At 71.6% G+C, this 19,444-nt stretch carries 13 protein-coding genes; 1 reads left to right on the plus strand and 12 read right to left on the minus strand.

The genetic code is table 11. The features are described from left to right. Positions 1-125: 125 nt before the first annotated feature. The 10 genes from trmD to HNR10_RS09810 all read right to left on the minus strand — a co-directional run bounded on the left by trmD (position 126) and on the right by HNR10_RS09810 (position 11,611). On the minus strand, positions 126-905 hold the full coding sequence (gene trmD / locus HNR10_RS09765) for a tRNA (guanosine(37)-N1)-methyltransferase TrmD (RefSeq protein ID WP_179822562.1): 780 nt from the start codon (positions 903-905) through the stop codon (positions 126-128). Positions 906-916: 11 nt separating this feature from the next. Next, positions 917-1,435, minus strand: a complete 519-nt coding sequence (gene rimM / locus HNR10_RS09770) for a ribosome maturation factor RimM (protein WP_179822564.1) — start codon at positions 1,433-1,435, stop codon at positions 917-919. Between the two features lie 185 nt (positions 1,436-1,620). Further along, positions 1,621-1,863 (minus strand): RNA-binding protein, encoded by a 243-nt coding sequence (locus HNR10_RS09775; protein WP_053616035.1) that lies wholly within the window; start codon positions 1,861-1,863, stop codon positions 1,621-1,623. Position 1,864: 1 nt separating this feature from the next. Then, entirely contained in the window at positions 1,865-2,323 is a 459-nt protein-coding gene (gene rpsP / locus HNR10_RS09780) for a 30S ribosomal protein S16 (RefSeq protein WP_179822566.1), read from the minus strand. Positions 2,324-2,605: 282 nt separating this feature from the next. Next, positions 2,606-4,198, minus strand: coding sequence for a signal recognition particle protein (ffh, locus tag HNR10_RS09785; RefSeq protein WP_179822568.1), 1,593 nt, complete (start codon positions 4,196-4,198; stop codon positions 2,606-2,608). Positions 4,199-4,515: 317 nt separating this feature from the next. Continuing rightward, positions 4,516-5,739, minus strand: a complete 1,224-nt coding sequence (locus tag HNR10_RS09790; RefSeq protein ID WP_179822569.1) for a LolA-like protein — start codon at positions 5,737-5,739, stop codon at positions 4,516-4,518. 505 nt (positions 5,740-6,244) lie between these two features. After that, positions 6,245-7,579, minus strand: coding sequence for an ammonium transporter (locus tag HNR10_RS09795; RefSeq protein ID WP_179822571.1), 1,335 nt, complete (start codon positions 7,577-7,579; stop codon positions 6,245-6,247). 521 nt (positions 7,580-8,100) lie between these two features. After that, positions 8,101-9,279: a signal recognition particle-docking protein FtsY gene (gene ftsY, locus HNR10_RS09800; protein WP_179822573.1), complete on the minus strand. Its 1,179-nt coding sequence runs from the start codon at positions 9,277-9,279 to the stop codon at positions 8,101-8,103. Positions 9,280-9,547: 268 nt separating this feature from the next. Beyond that, complete coding sequence (locus HNR10_RS09805) at positions 9,548-10,552, minus strand: FecCD family ABC transporter permease (RefSeq protein WP_179829645.1); 1,005 nt, start codon at positions 10,550-10,552, stop codon at positions 9,548-9,550. Between the two features lie 84 nt (positions 10,553-10,636). Further along, complete coding sequence (locus tag HNR10_RS09810) at positions 10,637-11,611, minus strand: ABC transporter substrate-binding protein (RefSeq protein ID WP_376769789.1); 975 nt, start codon at positions 11,609-11,611, stop codon at positions 10,637-10,639. 628 nt (positions 11,612-12,239) lie between these two features. On the opposite strand from HNR10_RS09810, the gene HNR10_RS09815 reads away from it, so the two are divergent. Continuing rightward, positions 12,240-14,897 carry a S8 family serine peptidase gene (locus HNR10_RS09815; RefSeq protein WP_179822576.1) on the plus strand — a complete coding sequence of 886 codons (2,658 nt, stop codon included), beginning with the start codon at positions 12,240-12,242 and terminating at the stop codon, positions 14,895-14,897. Positions 14,898-14,984: 87 nt separating this feature from the next. Here the strand turns inward: HNR10_RS09815 and smc are convergent, their stop codons facing one another. Together smc and HNR10_RS09825 are read right to left on the minus strand one after the other, a co-directional pair. Continuing rightward, positions 14,985-18,530 (minus strand): chromosome segregation protein SMC, encoded by a 3,546-nt coding sequence (gene smc / locus HNR10_RS09820; RefSeq protein WP_179822577.1) that lies wholly within the window; start codon positions 18,528-18,530, stop codon positions 14,985-14,987. A 608-nt stretch (positions 18,531-19,138) separates the two neighbouring features. Continuing rightward, positions 19,139-19,330 carry a hypothetical protein gene (locus HNR10_RS09825; protein WP_053616044.1) on the minus strand — a complete coding sequence of 64 codons (192 nt, stop codon included), beginning with the start codon at positions 19,328-19,330 and terminating at the stop codon, positions 19,139-19,141. Positions 19,331-19,444: the final 114 nt, after the last annotated feature.

Genomic DNA, 19,444 nt, shown 5'->3' on the forward strand with positions numbered 1-19,444 from the left:
TGCAGGGGTGCGCGGGCGAGGGCCCTGGAATGGGTCTGAACTTTCGAACCGCCCGGTGACCGTCACAGAGGCCGACGTTCTGCCGCCGGCATGCGGATGCCGCCGGTCACCAAGGGGGAACTCACCTAGTTTGCCACATGTTCGCCGGCGTCCCGAACCGGATCCTCGGCGAGGACCTCGCGGTCCCGCCGGTCCCACGCCTCGTCCGGCGTCGCCGCGACCAGGTCGGGCCGGTTGCGCGCGGTCTTGCGCAGCGCCTGGTCGCGCCGCCAGCGGTCGACCGCGCCGTGGTTGCCGGACAGCAGGACGGGCGGGACCTCCTGGCCGCGCCAGGTCGCCGGCTTGGTGTACACCGGCCCCTCGACGAGGTGTTCCATCCCACCGGAGGCGAACGAGTCCTGGACCGCCGACTCCCTGTTTCCCAGCACTCCGGGCAGCAGGCGTGTGATCGCCTCCACCATCACCAGGGTGGCCGACTCGCCCCCGTTGAGGACGTAGTCGCCGATGCTGACCTCCTCGACGGGCATGTGCCGGGCGGCGTCCACCGCGACCCGCGAGTCGATCCCCTCGTAGCGTCCGCAGCCGAAGACCAGCCGCGGCTCAGCGGCCAGGCGCTCCGCGTCGGACTGGCGGAACGGGCGGCCGCTGGGGGTGGGCAGGATCAGCCGCGCGGGCTCGCCGGCCACGACCTCGTCGAGGGCCTCCCCCCACGGTTCGGGCTTCATCACCATGCCGGGGCCCCCGCCGTAGGGGGTGTCGTCCACGGTGTTGTGCCGGTCGTGCGTCCACGAGCGCAGGTCGTGGACGTGCACGTCGAGGAGTCCGGCCGCGCGCGCCTTGCCGATGAGCGACAGGTCCAGCGGCGCGAAGTAGTCGGGGAAGATGCTGATGATGTCGATGCGCACGGCGTACCCGTTCAGTCGGCTGTGTGCAGGTCGAGCAGGCCGGGCGGGGGGTCGATGACGATCCGCCCCTGCTCGGTGTCGACCTCGGGGACCAGCGCGGCCACGAACGGCACCAGCACCTCGTCGCCCTCGGCGGTGGTCACGACCAGCAGGTCCTGGGCGTGGTGCAGGACGTCGTCGACGGTACCGACGGCCGCCCCGGAGGTCGTCCGCACCGCGAGGCCGATCAGCTCGTGGTCGTGGAACTCGTCCGGGTCGTCCAGGGGCGCGATGTCGGCGGAGTCCACCAGGAGCGCGGTACCCCGCAGCGCCTCGGCCGCGTCCCGGTCGCCGATCCCCTCGAAGCGCACGAGCAGGCGGCCGCTGTGGCGCCGCGTGGCCTTGATCCGCAGCGGCCCGACCGCGGCCGGGTCCGTGTCCAGGATCGCTCCGACGGCGAACCTGGCCTCCGGGTCGTCGGTGCGCACGTCGACGGCGACGTCGCCGCGGATGCCGTGTGCGCGACCGATCCGGCCCACCACGAGTCGCATGGGAGTTCCGTCCTTCTGTGAGATCCGCCCTCGGGCGGCCGGGTGCCGCCGGGGTCGCCCGGGTGTGGGACGCGGGTCCGCGACCCGTCACCCCGGCCCCGGGAGGCAGCCGTGCCCGGGGTCGGAACGACCCCGGGCACGGCTGTGGGGCGCCGACCTTGGCGGTCGGCGCCCCGAGAGGCGCGTCAGCGCACTTCGTGCAGGTCCAGCAGGTCCACCCGGACGTACCGGCCGCCCGCGAGCGAACCGATGACCGTCCTGAGCGCCTTGGCGGTCCGGCCGTTGCGGCCGATCACCTTGCCCAGGTCGTCGGCGTGGACGCGGACCTCCAGGACCTTGCCCTTGCGGAGCCGCTTGGCTCTCACCTGGACGTCCTCGGAGTTCGCGACGATCCCCTTCACGAGGTGCTCAAGCGCCTCTTCCAGCACGTCAGGCCTCGCCCTCGGACTTCTCGGCCTCGGCGGTCTCGGCCGGCTTCTCAGCCGGCTTGTCCGCCTTCTTCTCGGTCTTCTTGGCCTTGGTGGCCTTCTCGGCGCCCGGGAGCACGAGCTCCTTCAGCGCGGCCTGGAAGGCGGCTTCCTTGGCCTCGGGGTCCTTCGCCTCGGCGACCTGGAGCGGTGCCGGAGCGGCGAGGCCCTTGAACTTCTGCCAGTCGCCGGTCTTGCGCAGGAGGACCTTGACCGCGTCGGAGGGCTGAGCGCCCACGGACAGCCAGTACTGGGCCCGCTCGGAGTCGACCTCGATGAGGCTCGGGTGCTCCTTGGGGTGGTACTTGCCGATCTCCTCGATCGCCTTGCCGTCACGCTTGTTCTTGGCGTCGGCGACGATGATGCGGTACTGGGGCGTACGGATCTTGCCCATACGCTTGAGCTTCAGTTTGACAGCCACTGGAGTGGTCTTCTCCCGATGAACGGTTTTCGGCGTCCGACGGTTCAACGCGTGGGGTTGCGAGGCCCGTCGAGACTGACGTGGGCGGCTGGCTAGTTAGAGGGCTGGCCCGCCACCGTTAGTCGACTACTCATTGTGCCAGACACCGACGAGTTCCTCGGCCAGGAGGAGCGGCGTGTGCGGTCACATTGGAAACACGTCCGGCCCGTCCCCACGTGGGACGGGCCGGGCGGAGGCCGGATCGCGGCCCCGGGGCGTGCGCCGCCCCCGCGCGCGAGGCGCCTACTTCTTGGGGAACTTGAAGTCCGACAGGTCCGGCATGTTGGGGCCGCCGAGGCCGGGCGGGAGCTGCGACTGGCCGGCGCCGCCCAGGCCCGGGGGAAGCTGCGGAGCCTGCTGCCCGCCCTCCTCCTGCCTGCGCTGGCGCTGCGCGGCGCGCTCGGCCTCCTGCTGGCGGGCCTTCATCGGGTTGCCGCTGCGCTGCTTGCCCTTCTTCGCCTTCTTGGCCTGGGCCTTGGCCTTCTTCTTGTTGCCACCGCCCATGCCGGGCATCCCCGGCATTCCGGGCATCCCACCGTTCTTCATCTTGCGCATCATCTTCTGCGCCTCGAAGAAGCGGGTGACCAGGCCGTTGACGTCGCTGACCTGCGTGCCCGAACCGTTCGCGATGCGCAGTCGGCGCGAGCCGTTGATCATCTTGGGGTTGGAGCGCTCGCCCGGGGTCATCGACCGGATGATGGCCTGGATGCGGTCCAGGTCCTTGTCGTCGATGTTGTCGATCTGCTCGCGCATCTGGCCCATGCCGGGCATCATGCCCAGCAGGTTCCCGATCGGGCCGAGCTTGCGGACCATCGACATCTGCTCGAGGAAGTCGTCGAGCGTGAAGTCGCCGTCCGAGGCCATGGTCGAGGCCATCTTCTCGACCTCGGCCTCGTCGAACGTGCGCTGGGCCTGTTCGATGAGCGTGAGGACGTCACCCATGTCCAGGATGCGCGAGGCCATCCGGTCCGGGTGGAAGAGGTCGAAGTCCTCGAGCTTCTCGCCCGTGGAGGCGAACATGATCGGTCGCCCGGTGATGTGCCGGATGGACAGCGCGGCACCGCCGCGGGCGTCACCGTCGAGCTTGGTGAGCGCGACCGCGTCGTAGCCGACCCCGTCGAGGAAGGCCTGGGCGGTGTTGACCGCGTCCTGACCGATCATGGCGTCGACGACGAAGAGGATCTCGTCGGGCGAGACGGCGTCACGGATGTCCGACGCCTGCTGCATCATCTCGGTGTCCACACCGAGACGGCCGGCCGTGTCGATGATGACGACGTTGTGGTTGTTGCGCTTCGCGTGCTCCACCGACTCGCGTGCGACCGCGACGGGGTCGCCCACGCCGTTGCCGGGCTCGGGGGCGAACACCGGGGTCCCGGCGCGCTCGCCGACCACCTGGAGCTGCGTGACGGCGTTGGGGCGCTGCAGGTCCGCGGCCACCAGCAGGGGCGTGTTGCGCTGGTCGCCGAGCCACTTGGCGAGCTTGCCCGCCAGGGTGGTCTTACCGGCGCCCTGCAGGCCCGCGAGCATGATCACGGTGGGCGGGTTCTTGGCGTACCGGATCTGCCGGGTCTCGCCACCGAGGATCTCGACCAGTTCCTCGTTGACGATCTTGATGACCTGCTGTGCCGGGTTCAGGGCCTTGGAGACCTCTTCGCCGCGGGCGCGCTCCTTGACCCGCGAGATGAACTCGCGGACCACCGGCAGCGCGACGTCCGCCTCCAGCAACGCGAGGCGAATCTCGCGAGCGGTCGCGTTGATGTCCTCCTCGGACAGCCGCCCCTTGCCGCGCAGCGAGGAGAAGACCGATGTCAGCCGGTCGGAAAGCGTCTCGAACACGAGTTTGGCCAGTCCTTCGTCTCGGAATTGGTTTCCCAGCCTACCTCCCTCCCGCCGCCCACCATCGCTCTCGCGGGGTGCTACGCACAGTGCGTGAGCTTCCACCCTCAACCGACGCCTCCGGCGCAGCCCCCACCACACCGTCACCCACCACCGCCCATTGGAGGGCGCTACACGCAGTGCATGGGCTACCACCCTCAACCGACGCCTCCGGCGCAGCCCCGCGACATGAAGGGACCCTCCCGCCGGACCGCTCGGGGCGGTCGGCGGGAGGGTCCCGGACACCGTGCGGGCCGAGGTCCCCGGCCCAGGTCGTCCTAGTTCCCCTCGGTCTCCCCGGTCTCGGCCGGCGACTCGGATCCCTCCGTGCCCTCGGTCTCCTCCTCGGAGCCGCCCGACACGGTCGCGGCCCGCTGCTCCTCCAGTGCCCCCAGCATCGCCTCCTGCTGGTCGCTCGTCAGGCCGCGCGTCGTCAGCTGGGCGGACCCGTCGATCGAGTACGTCTCGTCACCGACCCTGTCGTAGTTGGCGCTGCAGGACATCTCCAGCGTCCCTCCGGCCTCCAGTGCGCCGTTGTCGCTGCACTCCAGGTTGCCGATCTCGTCGTTGCTGAAGGTGACGTCCATCCGGACGGTCACCGTGCCGCTGCTCGCACCGCCCGCGTCGCGCACGGTTCCGGACCACGTGCAGTTCGGGCCCGGCTCACAGTTCATCGCGGGCTGGCCGTCCCAGGCCACCTCGATCCGCGCGTCCCTGGCGCCGGTCAGCTCCTCCTCGGCCAGACCGGTCAGCGTGTCGTAGACCTCCTCGGCGGCGGCCGTGTCGGCCTGCGCCAGGTCCAGGCGCACCTGCGGCCCGCTCTCCGCCTCCGGCGGCACGAGCTCCTCGATCGCGATGCGCTGGATCTGCCCGGTCTCGGCGTTGATCCAGAGCTGGTTGCGCTCACCGGCCAGGTCGACCCGGTAGGTGAGGACGTCGTCGAGGTTCTCCTCGCTCGCCTCCTCCGAGTCGAGTTCGAGCCCGCCGAGGATCTCGGCCAGGACCGGGGGCGCGAGGGTGGCGGACGGGTTGATCCCGGTCTGGGCGCCGGTGGCCCGCACCCAGTTCTCGTCGAAGTCGTCGAAGTCCGGCCCGAACACGCCCTGGTCGAGCCAGAAGTCCTCCGGTGCCCGGATGAAGAGCTTGCCGTCCGCGGCCGCCAGATCGCCCTCTATGTCGTTGGCGCTCACCGTGCCGTGGGTGGCGCCGGAGTCGGTGACGGTCAGGGACGTGTCGCGCACGTCGCCGCCGACGCTCGCGGCCACCTGGCCGGAGGCGGTGAGCGCCGGGTACTCGGCCAGGTCGGCCAGGGCGTCCTCCAGGAGGGGCGCGGCCTCCACCGGCTCGGCGGCCTCGGGGGTGGGCTCCTCCTCGCCCCCGCCCCCGGGACGCAGGTCGCCCAGGATCGAGCACCCGGTCACTCCGAGCGCGAGCGCGGCACCCGCCGCGGCGAGCGCCCAACGCCCGGACCTGCGACCCCTGATGTGACTAACCGGCGCCATCATTCCTCCTGACCCCGACCTGTGGGGCACTGTTACGAGTCCGCGTGCGTGCATGGGATGGGCTGTGGGGACGATCCGGCCCCGGCCCTGCCGGCGTGAGACGCGGCTGCCCGGCCCGTGGTTTCGATCCGTTCCGGCCCGAGCCGGAACGCTCCGCCGTCCGGCCGTCGGACCGCCGCGCGGGCCCGGTCGCGCGGCACTCGGCCGCGACCGCTCGGCTCCGCAGCCTCACCGCCCCGAAAGCGTATCCAACCCCGGCACAGACCATGGCCAACAACGCTCCATGAAACCGCACAAAGGGTGTGGAGTACGCTCCGGCGCTTCCCTGGCGCCTTCCGGGCGCCTCCCGCACGCCTTCGGCGCCTTCCGGACGTCTCCCGCACGCCGCCGGTCCGGTCCACCGGCGGCCCCGCACACGAACGAGACCGACGGGGATCACTCCCCGCCGGTCTCTGGGTCACCTCACCGCGTCAGCGGCCAAGACCCCTGGCCTCGACGTTGAAGACTAGGCCTTGGCCTGCGATGAGGCCGTCTCCTCGCCCGGAGGCGTCGACGAGGAGACCGCTTCTGCCTCGAGCTCGTCCAACTCGTCGAAGGCGTAGGCCGTTTCGGCGTGCAGCTCGTGGTCCAGGCCGTTGGTCTCGACCTCTTCCGGGATACGGAAGCCCATGATGAGGTCGATGATCTTGGCGATGATCCAGGTGGCGACGAAGGAGTAGATGATCGTGGCGACCACGGCGATCAGCTGGACGATCAGCAGCGAGACGCCGCCGCCGTCGAACAGGCCGCTGGAGCCGGAGGTGATCTCGGCGGCCACGAGGCCGATCATCAGCGAACCGATGATGCCGCCGACCATGTGGATGCCGACGACGTCGAGCGCGTCGTCGAACTTGAACTTGAACTTCCAGCTGATCGCGTAGGCGCAGACCGCACCGGAGACGGCGCCGACCGCGATCGCGCCCAGCGGGGTGACGTCCGCGGCGGCCGGGGTGATGGCGACCAGGCCGGCGATGGCACCGGAGGCGAAGCCGAGCGCGCTGGCCTTGCCGTAGCGCAGCTTCTCCACGATGATCCAGGCGATGATCGCGGCGGCGGTGGCGACCTGGGTGTTGACCAGGGCGAGCGCGGCGGTGCCGTCGGCGGCGTAGGCGGAGCCGGCGTTGAAGCCGAACCAGCCGAACCACAGCAGGGCGGCGCCCAGCAGGACGAACGGCAGGTTGTGCGGGCGCATGGACTCCACGCCGAAGCCCTTGCGGCGGCCGAGCACGAAGGTCAGGGCCAGGGCCGCGGCACCGGCGTTGATGTGGACCGCGGTACCGCCGGCGAAGTCGACCACGCCCGCGCCGCCGATGTTGATCAGGTCGAACCAGCCGCCGCCCCAGACCCAGTGGGCCACGGGGAAGTAGACCAGGGTGGCCCACACCGGCACGAAGATCAGCCAGGCGCCGAACTTGGCGCGGTCGGCGATGGCACCGGAGATGAGCGCCACGGTGATGATGGCGAACATCATCTGGAATCCGGCGTCGACCAGCAGCGGGTAGCCCGCGCCGCCCTCGCCGTCGGAGGGCTCGATCTCACCGATGAGGCTGCTCAGCCCGACGTAGTCGAAGCCGCCGATGAAGTGGTTGAGCGCGCCGGGGCCCTCCGCGTAGGTGAGCGAGTGGCCGATGGCGACCCACAGCACGCTGACGATCGCGATGCTCGCGAAGCTCATGAGCATCATGTTCAGGACGCTCTTCGCCCGGGACATGCCTCCGTAGAAGAAGGCCAGTCCTGGGGTCATGAGCATCACCAGCGCGGCGCTCACCAGCAGCCACGTGGTGTTGCCAGTGTCAATCATGTCGTCGCCTCCGTAGGACGGACGGGGGATGGTCATGCAGGGGCGGCGTCAGCGAGCACGTCGTCGGGCCGTTCAGATCACCACACAGGCCACTTTCTGAGCTGGGTGTTTCTCCATGGGAGCTGCCGTGTTGCACCCGTGTAAAAGGACAGCCAGAAGTGTTAAGCCACCATGAACAGAGCCCCCAGCACGTGCGATCGCTCGTGCATGCGTACAGATCACGACGCGTGCCGTGAACGGTACGAGATCGAATCAGGACGCACGGTCACATCTCACCCCGGTAACGGGACGGGGGTCAGGTTCCACGGCCTTGTGTTGCGGTGGTGTGACGCACACATGAAGTGGGTCACACCCGCGGACCCGCACCCTGCGCCCCCGCGCCCGGCGCCCCCACGCCCGACGCTCACGCTCCCGGAGGACACCCGCGGACCCCGGGCACACCGGTGGCCGGGCACCGCCGCGGGTGCCCGGCCACCGGTGTGTCGACGCCCCCGCCGCCCTGCCGCGGCGGACGCGTCGTCTCAGGAGCCGTTGAGGACGGCGTCCACGAAGACCTCGGGGTCGAAGGGCGCCAGGTCGTCCGGCCCCTCCCCCAGCCCGACGAGCTTGACCGGCACGCCCAGCTCCCGCTGGACCTGCACGATGATGCCGCCCTTGGCGGTGCCGTCGAGCTTGGTCAGAGCGATGCCGGTCACGTTCACGACCTCGCCGAACACCCGCGCCTGGCGCAGGCCGTTCTGGCCGGTGGTGGCGTCCAGCACCAGCAGGACCTCGTCCACCTGGGACTTCTTCTCCACGACGCGCTTGACCTTGCCCAGCTCGTCCATGAGCCCGGTCTTGGTGTGCAGGCGCCCGGCGGTGTCGATGATGACGGTGTCGGCGCCGTCCTCGATCCCCCGTGAGACGGCGTCGAAGGCCACACTGGCCGGGTCGGCGCCCTCCTCCTTGCGCACGACGGGCGCGCCCACGCGGCCGCCCCACGTCTGGAGCTGCTCGGTCGCGGCGGCGCGGAAGGTGTCCGCGGCGCCGAGCACCACGCTGCGGCCGTCGCCGACCAGGGCACGGGCGAGCTTGCCGGTGGTGGTGGTCTTTCCGGTGCCGTTGACACCCACGACCATGATCACCGCGGGCCGGTCGCCGTGCGGCTCGGTGCGCACGGTCCGGTCGGTGTCGGTGCCGATCTGCGCCAACAGCTCCTCGCGCAGCAGTCCGCGCACCTCGTCGACGCCGCGGCTGCCGAGCACCTTGACCTTGGTGCGCAGGCTCTCGACGATCTGCGCGGCCGCGGTCACGCCGATGTCGGCGGTGATGAGGGTGTCCTCGATCTCCTCCCACGCGTCCTCGTCCAGGGAGTCGGAGGAGAGCAGGTTGAGCAGCCCCTGGCCCAGCGAGGTCTGCGATCGGGCCAGGCGGGCGCGCAGGCGCACCATGCGCCCCGCGGAGGGCGGCGGCGTCTCCAGCTCGGGTTCGGCGGTCGGGGCGGCCTCGGCCGGAGGGGCGTGGGCGGGCGGCGGGACGACCGCGCCCTCGGCCCGTTCTCGGTCCTCCTCCGGGGCGGCGGGCTCCCCGGTGACCTCGGGCTTGGTCTCCTCCTCGCCCGGCTCGACCGGACGCCGGGTCTTGACCAGGTAGAACCCGCCGACGGCCAGCAGCAGGACCAGGACGACGATGACTGAGGTTGCGAGCACGGTGATGTCCATAGCGCTCCCCAGTCTCCCAGAACGTGCGACGCGTTCGCGTCACGGTAGGGCGTGTGTGGTGGATGCTGTCCGTCGCGAGCGGTGTCTCCAGTGGTGCTCTCGCAAGGCCGAAGAAGGAGTCGGCCCGGGGTTGGCCGTCGACTGATGAGAACGCCGCGAGAGTGCCGCTGGGGCGACGCGCAGCAGGACAAGTATCCGCCACGCACGCCCTAGATGGCGTGCCGGGAACGAACCGGGGCGCGGCGGGCCGCTCCGAACGGCGTCGCGCTCACGTCGTGCGGTGGCGGGTCGTCCTCAGGATGAGCAGGAAGAACGGCGCGCCCAGGAAGGCGGTCACGACGCCGATGGGCAGTTCGGCGGGGGCGACCACGGTACGGGCGACGATGTCGACCAGCACCAGGAACGCGCCCCCGAAGAGCACGGTGACAGGCAGGATCGCCCGGTAGTTGGCCCCCACCAGGCGGCGGACCACGTGGGGGACCACGATGCCGACGAAACCGATCAGCCCGCTCACCGCCACCGCGGCGGCCGTGGCCAGTGACGCGGCGCTGATCACGATGATCCGGACCACGCCCGGGTTCAGGCCGAGGCTGAGGGCCTTGTCGTCGCCGAGGGCGAGCATGTCCAGCAGGTAGCCGCAGGCGAGCAGGACGACCAGGCTCACCAGTGCGTAGGGCCACACCAGCCGCACGTCGTCCCAGCCGCCGCGGCCCAGGCCGCCGAGCAGCCACGAGTAGACGCGCTGGAGCTGGTCGACCCCCATCTGCTGCACGAGGGTCTGCGCCGCGGACAGGAACGACGACACGGCCACACCCGCCAGGACCAGGGACGCGGTGCCGCCGCCGCCCGCGGTGGAGCCCAGGAGGTAGGCGGCGGCCACGCCCACCAGGGCGCCGACGAAGGCGGCGAACGGGACGGCGGCGCGCGGCGTGTCGGTCAGCTCCTGGCCGAAGACCATGACCAGGGTGGCACCCAGCCCGGCGCCGGCGGCGGCGCCGAGCAGGAAGGGATCGGCCAGGGCGTTGCGGAAGACGCCCTGGTAGGCGCCGCCGGCGGTGGCCAGTAGGGCGCCGACGATGGCGCCCATGACGACGCGGGGCAGGCGCAGGGCGACCAGCAGGGCCACCTGCCGCTCGTCGAGCGGTGACTCCACTCCGGAGAACGGCAGGTGGCTGAGCAGGTGGCGGAGGATGTCGGTCGCGGAGATGTCGGCCGCCCCGGCGGAGACGCCGAGCAGGCCGGCGGCGACCAGCAGGGCCGCTCCCCCGACCAGCCAGCCGACGGGAAGAAGAGTCCGCGCCGAAGGCGCCCGTTGAGGGCGGCCCCACCCCGCGTGGCTCGTCCGCCGGTCTCCCACCTAGGCGCCCGCGCTCTCTCGGACGGCGTTGCCGACCAGCTCGGCGAAGTCGACCACGCGCGGCCCCCAACGCGAGGAGATGTCCGCGTCGAGCAGGTACACCGCGTCCTCCTCGACGGCCGTGACCGTGTCGAAGGCCGGGCGCTCGCCCACCGAGGCCAGGGTCTCCTCGTCGCCGTAGGACAGGAAGATCATGTCCGGGTTCTCGTCCACGACGTACTCCGGGGACAGCTGCGGGTAGCCGCTGTCGGCGCCCTCGGCCGCGTCGGCGATGTTCTCCAGCCCGAAGGCCTGGTAGATCTGGCCGACGAACGTGCCGGAGGTCGCGGAGTAGAGGCTGTCGTCGAGCTCCTGGTAGAAGGTGAGGTCCACCTCGCCGACGTCCTCGCGCACGCTCTCGACGACCGCCTCGAACTCCGTCCGAACCCGCTCGGCCTCGGCGTCGGCGGACTCGGCGTGGCCGGTCACCTCGCCGAGCATGCGCATCTGGGCGTAGGCGTCGTCGAGGGTGGCGGCGTCGTCCAGCACGACGACGGGCACGCCGACGTCCTCCAGTTGCGGGGCGGTGTCCTCGGAGGAGCGGGCGAGCAGGACCAGGTCCGGGTCGTACTCCACGATCGCCTCGACGTTGGGCGTGAAGCCACTGAGGTCGGTCGTCGGAGCGTCCTCGGGGAAGTTCGAGTACTCGTCGGCCGCCTCGACCTGGTCTCCGGCACCGATGGCGAAGAGCATCTCGGTCGCGGTGGGCGAGAGCGAGACGATCCGCTCGGGCTCGGCCTCGATGGTCACCTCGCCGAGCGCGTCGTCGACGGTGACGGGAAAGGCGCCGTCGGACCCGGTCTCGGGGGCGGGCTCGGACGCGGAGTCCGGGGAACCGCAGGCGGTGAGCGCGAGCGTGACGCCCAGCAGCGCGGCGGGCAGCGGGGCCGGGGCCCCGCGTCGGCGTCGGTGGCCCTGGGCGAGGGGTCGGGGAATCCGCACGGTGCTCCTTGGTGGGACGGGGAAGGAGCGCGGTCCGGGCGGGGACGGCCTGTCCTTCCCACGAGGACGGGGACGTCGGTGCCGAAGAGGCGACCTGGCTCGTCCCCGCGCGCGGCGGGGCTCCACAGTTGCGGGACAGCGCCGGGTTGGGCGGCCGTGGCCGCCGGACCGGACTTCGCTCGTTCGACACCGGTCGGGGGAGCACCCCGACCGTCCTACTGTACTCGGCACCCGGGAGCCCCTCATCACTCGCTCGCGACCCCGTTCACCTGCGGTTCTCCGACGCGGACCGCGGCGCCCGGGCCCCTGGACGGGCCTTTTCCGGCCCCCGAACGACGTTTTCTTTGTCCCAGCGAAGGACACCGACTCATTGTTTGTCCGTTTATGGACCCAATGAGAAACACCAGTCACGCTGGTCACATTCTTCCGCCACGTGTCCAGATTGAGTCTTTATCAACATTGACACGGATATCGCACACAGCAATGATCTCGTTGCCGTACGCGTCGAACAACCGAATTCGGACGTCCTGCGTCGTATCCCCCGGCGGCCACCCTCGCCGCCGGTGGGCTGCCCGCTCCCCCGGTGTCCGCGGCGCGTACCGAGAAGGGATGTGTTCACAAGGTGGTATCCCACCGCTCACGCCTGGCCTCCCTCGCCGGGCTGACACTTCTGGCGGGCCTGACCACGGCCGCCCCGGCCGTGGCCGACGATGATTCGGAGCTCGCGCCCCTCCATCCGGCCCCCTCGGCCGAAACCGGCGAAATGACGCACCAGGCCGACAACCTGTGGTTCATCGAACTGGAAAGCCCTCCCGCGTCCGAGGGCACCTCCCCCTCCGAGGTCGAGGACGAACAGGAGGAATTCCGCGCCGACGCCGACGAGCAGGGCCTGGAGTACACCGAGCGGCTCGCCTTCGGCGAACTGTGGAACGGCCTCTCCGTCGAGATGGACGACGCCCAGGTCGGCAACGCCCGGGAGATCCCCGGAGTCAGCGCGATCTACCCCGTCATGCGCTACGAGATCCCCGGGGCCGACGACTCCGCCCCCGACCTCGACACGGCGCTGGCGATGACGGGCGCCGACATCGGACAGAACGAGCTCGGGCTCACCGGTGAGGGCCTGCGCGTGGCGGTCATGGACACCGGCATCGACTACACCCACCCCGACCTCGGCGGCCCCGGCCCCTTCCCCACGGACCGGGTGGCCACCGGACACGACTTCGTCGGCGACGACTTCGACGCGAGCCACCCCGCCACCAGCACCCCCGCCCCCGACGACGACCCCCAGGACTGCCACGGGCACGGTACCCACGTCGCCGGGATCGTCGGAGCCGAGGGCGAGGTCACGGGCGTGGCCCCGGACGTGGAGTTCGGCGCCTACAAGGTGTTCGGCTGCTCGGGCTCCACGACCGCCGACATCATGATCGCCGCCATGGAGACCGCGCTCGCCGACGACATGGACGTGCTCAACATGAGCATCGGCTCGTCGCACTCCTGGCCCCAGTACCCGACCGCGACCGCCTCCGACAACCTCGTCGACGAGGGCATGGTCGTGGTCGCCTCCATCGGCAACGAGGGCGACACCGGGCTGTACTCGGCCGGCGCCCCCGGCCTGGGCGCCAACGTGATCGGCGTGGCCTCCTACGACAACACCCACGTCCAGGCGGCGTCGGTGGTCGCCTCCCCGAGCGGGGAGTCACTGGCCTACATGGAGATGGGCGCCGCCGCACCGCCGCCCGCCTCCGGCACGACCGACGAACTGGTCTACATCGGCCGGGGCTGCCTGTCCGCGGGCGACACCCTGGAGGGCGACCCGGCGGGCGCGACCGCGCTCATGGTCCGCGGCGCCTGCACGTTCGCCGAGAAGTACGACGCGGCCGTCGACGCCGGGGCCACCGGTGTGGTGATGTACAACAACGTGCCCGGGATGTTCGCCGGCGGCGGCATCACCGACCGCGGCCCGTTCTCCATCGGTGTCTCCGACGCCTCCGGAGCGCACCTGCGCGAACTCCTCGACGCCGGTGAGACCGTCACGCTCGACTGGACCGACGAGTCCGTCTCCACCCCCAACCCGACCGGTGGCCTGATCAGCTCGTTCAGCTCCTACGGCATGTCGCCCGACCTGGACCTGAAGCCCGACATCGGCGCCCCCGGCGGCCTGATCAACTCCACCTACCCGATGGACCAGGGCGGCTACGCCACGATCAGCGGCACCTCGATGTCCTCCCCGCACGTGGCCGGCGGCGTCGCCCTGCTCCTGCAGGCCCGCCCCGAGCTGGCGGCGCACGACGTGCGCACCGTCCTGCAGAACAGCGCCGACCCCAGGAACTGGTGGGGCAACCCCGGCCTCGGCCTGCTCGACAACGCCCACCGCCAGGGCGCGGGCATGATGGACATCCCCGGCGCCGTCCTGGCGACCACGACGGTCACCCCGGGCAAGCTGTCCCTCGGCGCCACCGAGGGCACGGTGAGCGAGACCGTCACCATCACCAACGACGGTGACGAGGAGGCCGTCTACACGCTCGCCCACGAGGCCGCCCTGGGCACCCACGGCAGCACCTTCACCCCCGAGTTCAACGCGGACTCCGCCGAGGTGTCCTTCGACACCGACACGGTGACCGTTCCCGCGGGCGGCTCCGCCGAGGTGGAGGTCACCGTCACCCCGCCGGCGCGCGACTACGAGCAGATGCTCTACGGGGGGTACGTGTCCGTCACCGGCGACGACGGCACGACCTACCGCGTCCCCTACGCCGCCTACAACGGCGACTACCAGGAGATCGAGGCCATGACCCCGATCACCGACGGCGACGGCACCGTCCACGAGCTTCCGTGGCTGACGAAGATCACCGGGTGCGAGGTGTTCGAGGGGCTGGAGTGCGCGGCGGCCGACGGCGGCACGTTCGCCAACCAGCCGGACGGCGCCACTTACTCGATGGACTGGGTCGACGGCCTGCCCGACGTCCCCTACGTCATCGCCCACTTCGACCACCACGTCACCCGTCTGGAGATGGTGGTCGTGGACGAGCGCACCGGTCGGCCGGTCCACCCGCGCCGCAACGTCGCGGTGGACGTCTCGCACGTCAACCGCAGCGCGACGTCGACGTCGTTCTTCTCCTACGCCTGGGACGGCACCGTGACCGACTCCCACGGCCGGGTGAAGGACGTCCGCGACGGGGACTACCGCCTGGAGGCCCGCGCGCTCAAGGCGCTCGGTGACCCGGACGACCCTGCCGACTGGGAGACCTGGACCTCGCCGGTCATCACCATCGCCCGCGGCTGACGCCGCCCGACCAGGACGGGGCCGTCCTCCAGCAGTGGGGGGCGGCCCTTCGCGTCCGCCGGTCCCGGAACGGCGGCCTCCGCGGGCTCAGACCGTGCGCTCGATCTTCTGGCTGATCACCTGGGAGATGCCGTCGCCCTGCATCGTGACGCCGTAGAGCGCGTCGGCCGCCTCCATCGTCCGCTTCTGGTGGGTGATGACGATCAGCTGGGAGGAGGCGCGCAGCTCCTCGAAGATCACCAGCAGCCGCTGGAGGTTGGTGTCGTCCAGCGCGGCCTCGACCTCGTCCATCACGTAGAACGGCGAGGGGCGGGCCTTGAAGATCGCCGCGAGGAAGGCCACCGCCGTCAGCGAGCGCTCGCCGCCGGAGAGCAGCGACAGGCGCTTGACCTTCTTGCCGGGCGGGCGGGCCTCCACCTCGATGCCCGTGGTCAGCATGGCGTCGGGGTCGGTGAGCAGCAGCCGCCCCTCACCGCCGGGGAAGAGCCGGCCGAAGATCGCCGCGAACTCGCGCTCCACGTCCAGGTAGGCCGCGGAGAAGACCTCCTGGACCCGGGCGTCGACCTCCTGGACGATGTCCATGAGGTCGCGGCGGGTCTTCTTCAGGTCCTCCAGCTGCGCGTTGAGGAAGGCGTGCCGCTCCTCCAGCGCCGCGAACTCCTCCAGGGCCAGCGGGTTGATCTTGCCCAGCTGGTTGAGCTGGCGCTCGGCCGCCTTGGCGCGTTTGGCCTGCACCTCGCGCACGTAGGGCACGGGGACGGCGTCCTCGCCGGCGTCGATCGGCGGCGGGACCGGCACCCGGGGACCGTACTCGGCCACCAGGGTGGGCACGTCCACGCCCAGCTCCTCCATGGCCTTGGTCTCCAGCTGCTCCAGGCGCAGGCGCCGCTCGGCCCGCGCCACCTCGCCGCTGTGCGCGGAGCTGGTCAGCTTCTCCAGCTCCACCGACATCTCGCGTACCCGGGCGCGCACGGTCCGCAGTTCGGCGTCGACGGCCTCCTTACGCGCCTCCGCCGCGGCCCGCTCACTCTCGGCGGCGGCCAGCGACACGGCGATGCGTTCCAGGGCCAGCCGGGCGCCCTCGGCGACGGCCTCGGCGATGGTGGCCTGGGCGGCGCGCGTCCGGCGCCGCTCGACGGCGCGCTCCATGGCGCGGCGCTCCTCGAAGGCCTGGGCCCGCAGCGCCTCGGCCCGGCCCGCGATGGACCGCGCGCGCTCCTCCGCGGTGCGCACCGCCAGGCGGCGCTCCATCTCCGTGGCCCGGGCGCGGGAGGCCTGCGCGGCCAGCTCGTCACGGGTCTCGGGGTCGGGCGCGTCCTCCTCGATGGAGGCGGCCATCTCCTCGGCCTCGGCGAGCTCCTCCTCCAGCCGGGCGAGCTTGTCGGCGTCCTCGCCCTTGGCCGTGGCGGCCTTGGCCGCCGCCGCGGCGTAGCGCTCGGACTCGGCCTCGGCGGACCTGGCCTGCCCGCCCAGTTTGCCCAGCCGCTGGGCGGACTCGTTGCGCTTGCGGTCGCTCTGGCGGCGGCGGGCGGTGATCTCCTCGACGGTCGCGGCCATCTCGGCGCGTTCGCGCTTCAGAGCCTCCAGGTCGGTGGCGATCCGCTTGGCGGCCTCGGTGGCCTCCTCCAGCCGCTCCGCCGCCTCGTCGACGGCCGCCTGGACCTCCAGCAGGCTGGGCGCGGCGGCCGACCCGCCGTAGACCAGGGCGGCGCCGAAGACGTCGCCCTCGGCGGTGACCGCCCGTAGTTCGGGATGCTCCGCGACGAGGTCGCGGGCGGCCGGCGCGTCGGCGACGAGCGCCGTCCGCTCCAGCAGCGCGGCGACGGCGCCGCGCAGGTGGTCGGGCGTGCCGACGACGTCGACCGCGTAGCGCGCGCCCTCGGGCAGTTCGGGCCAGGACGCACGGGGCCGTCCCGGCTCGGCCCCCGCCACGACCACGCCCGCCCGGCCGGCGTCCCGCTCCCGCAGGAGTTCCAGCGCGGCCAGCGCGGTACCGGGCGCCTCGACGGCCACGGCACCGGCCGCCACGCCGAAGGCCGCGGCCACCGCCGTCTCGTGGCCGGCGTCGACCTGCACCAGCCCGGCGAGCCCGCCGAGGGTCCCGGGCAGGTCGGCGTCCAGGAGGGTGCCCGCGCCGTCCTTGTGCGCCAGGCCCAGTTCCAGGGCCTCCTTGCGGGCGGCCAGGGCGGAGCGTTCGCCCTCGGCGGTGCGCTCGGCGTCGCGCAGCTGGTTCAGTTCGGCGTCCAGGGCGGAGAGCCTGCGGGAGGCCCGCTCGTGGTCGGCGTCGAGTTCGGCGTCGCCCTCGTCCAGTCCGGCGGACTCCTCGGCGGCCATCTCGTACTCGGTCTGGGCCTCGGCCGCGCGTTCGGCGGCCTGCCGCGCGGCCTCCTCCAGCCGGGCGATCTCCGCCTCGCCGGAGGCCATCCGGCCGCGCAGGCTCTCCACCCGCGCGCCGAGCCGTACCAGGCTCTCCCTGCGCTCGGCGGAGGCGCGTCCGGCCGCCTCCAGCCGCTTCTCCTCGCGGTGGAGGGCGTCCTCGGCGGCGGCGCGCTCGGTGACGGTGGTCTCCAGGGCCTCGCGGGCCTCCTCCAGCCGGGCGAGCAGTTCCTCCTCCTGGGCGGCGGCCTCCTCGGCCTCCATCTCCAGTTCCTCGGGGTCGCGCCGGTGGACGGGTTCGTCGGCGACGGCGGCGAGGTTGCGGTGGCGCTCGTTCGCCAGACCGCGCACGGCGTCCAGCCGCTCGGTCAGCCGCGAGAGCGCGTGGTAGGTCTCCGTCGCGCGGGCGAGTTCGGGCGCGGCCTCGGCGGACTGGGCCTCCAGGGCGGTCTCGCGCTCCTGGGCCTGGGTGAGGGCGGCCTCGGCGGCACCGCGCCGGGCGAGGACGTCCTTCTCGTCGGCCTCCTCCTTGGCGAGCTGGTCGGTGAGGGTGACGATGTCGTCGGCCAGCAGGCGCAGGCGGGCGTCGCGCAGGTCGGCCTGGATGACGGCGGCCCGCCGGGCCAGCTCGGCCTGGCGGCCCAGGGGCTTGAGCTGGCGGCGCAGTTCCGCGGTGAGGTCGGTGACGCGGTCCAGGTTGCCCTGCATCGCGTTGAGCTTGCGGATCGCCTTCTCTTTGCGCTTGCGGTGCTTGAGGATGCCGGCGGCCTCCTCGATGAGGGCGCGGCGCTCCTCGGGGCCGGCGTGCAGCACGGTGTCGAGCTGGCCCTGGCCGACGATGACGTGCATCTCGCGGCCGATACCGGAGTCGCTGAGCAGGTCCTGGATGTCCAGGAGCCGACAGGTGTCGCCGTTGATCGCGTACTCCGAGCCTCCGTTGCGGAACATGGTCCGCTTGATGGTGACCTCGGTGTAGTCGATCGGCAGGGCGCCGTCGGTGTTGTCGATCGTGAGGCTGACCTCGGCGCGTCCCAGCGCCTGGCGGGTGGAGGTGCCCGCGAAGATCACGTCCTCCATCTTGCCGCCGCGCAGGGACTTGGCGCCCTGCTCCCCCATCACCCAGGAGAGCGCGTCGACCACGTTGGACTTACCGGAGCCGTTGGGACCCACCACACAGGTGATCCCCGGCTCCAGGCGCAGGGTGGTGGCCGACGCGAACGACTTGAAGCCGCGCAGCGTCAGATTCTTCAGATACACCCGCACCTCCCACGATGGTCACCTCGGATACACAGGGCGACCACCCAAGGGTGCCACGAAGCCGGGACCAATAAAGCTCATACCGCGGCCGAAGGCCGTCCGTTGAGGGTGGTGGTGGGCGACGGGCGGGCGATTGGCGCGGCCGAAGGCCGTCCGTTGAGGGTGCTGGCGGGCGACGGGCGGGCGATTGGCGCGGCCGAAGGCCGTCCGTTGAGGGTGGTGGTGGGCACCTGGCGACCGATCCCCGCAGCGGGGGCCGTCCGTTCAGGCGGTGGCGGACGCCGGACGGGCGTGGCCGGAGCGGCGAGCCGCGGTCGGGACCGGCGGGCGCGCGGAGGGGCGCCCGCGGTCGGCGATCCGAGGGGATGGGGGATCCGACGGACACGGAGGGTTGCGCATCGGGCCGCCGGGTACAACGTCAAAGAGACCGCAATCGAAAGGAAAAATCTGCGGCGAGATATGGCGGCCACAACGACCGCCAGTGCGATGTGTTACAGCGTCGGTGAGACCCGGCCAGGGACGCCAGTTGTCCTGCGTTCGGCGTCCCCGTCAAGGATCTTCACGTCGTCAGGGTGTCCGGACCACGATCCGACACGGTCGACGCTGGGTCAGGCGAGCGCGGGCTCGCGGTCGGTCGCGCTGACGGCGACGTCGGTGACGGCCATGCTGAGCTGGTCGTTGCGGGCCTGAAGACGACTGACCTCGTCCTCAAGGTCGCGTACTCGCTTCTGAAGCCGTCGCATCTCCGCGACCATACGAGGGTCGGAGCCGCCGACGTGGCCAAACAGAGCCTTCGCCATGATGTGGGTCCTCCACGCTGAGTGACCAGATGTGGTCCGCGCACGCGACTCCCCGCGTAATTCACTTGGCGTTGCCTGTGACGCGGGTGTATAAGTGCGCGGTGTGCCTTCCAG

The organism is Nocardiopsis aegyptia, assembly GCF_013410755.1.
Classification (GTDB): Bacteria; Actinomycetota; Actinomycetes; order Streptosporangiales; family Streptosporangiaceae; genus Nocardiopsis; species Nocardiopsis aegyptia.